This window comes from Ensifer sp. EB106-03-01-XG145 (genome assembly GCF_058792075.1).
In genome coordinates this window covers 1-792 of sequence record NZ_JBYTEC010000074.1, presented here as the reverse complement: position 1 = coordinate 792, position 792 = coordinate 1, and the positions used below count along the sequence as shown (strand labels likewise).

Sequence of the window (792 nt, the reverse complement as noted above, 5' to 3'; positions counted from 1 at the left end):
CCGGGTTGGGGCCGATCGTCTTGCCGTGGCGGACGCGTTCGTCACCCTTGTGAACCATGGTGACGGCGTAATCGATGCCCATGCCGTAGGCGCCGGAATGCTCCTTCACCAGTGCGGTGACGGCATTGTAGGTTTCCTTGCGGGCCCAGTCGCGCTGCCATTCGAGCAGGATCTGCTGCCAGGTCACCGGGATGACGCCGGCCTGGACCATGCGGTCCATGGCGTATTTGTGCGCATCGGCCGAGGTGCCGCCGGAGGCGTCGGCAACCATGTAGATCTCGTAGTCGGTGTCATGCATGCACGACAGCGCGAAGGTGGTGTTGCAGACTTCGGTCCACAGCCCGGAGACGACGATTTTCTTGCGGCCGTTGGCGGCATTTTTGGCCAGCGCATCGCGGACGTTCTGATCGTCCCAGGAATTCATCGAGGTGCGTTCGAGAATGTCGTTTTCCGGGAAGACGGCGAGCAGTTCGGGATAGGTGTGGCCGGAGAAGGACTCTGTTTCGACGGTGGTGATGGTCGTTGGAATGTTGAAGACCTTTGCCGCCTTGGCGAGACCGACGACGTTGTTCTTCAGCACCTGCCGATCGATCGACTGAACGCCGAAGGCCATCTGCGGCTGCTGGTCGATGAAGATCAGCTGGCTGTTCTGGGGGGTCAGGACTTCGAGTTTGCTGGACATGGACTTTCTCCTCTTTGAGCTGGTTGGCAAGCGGGGCGTCGGTGCCCGGTCTTGGCCGGTCTGGGGTGAACTGGTTTGGTGAGAACAGGTGTAGCCGACCGGGTTGTGCT

Annotated in this window: 1 protein-coding gene; it reads right to left on the bottom strand. The window is 60.9% G+C overall.

What is annotated here, in order from left to right; all coding sequences use genetic code 11:
* Positions 1-682 (bottom strand): hydrolase (locus AC3WWH_RS34795; RefSeq protein WP_058322509.1); only part of this gene is annotated, 682 nt, incomplete at its 3' end.
* Between the last annotated feature and the right edge of the window lie 110 nt (positions 683-792).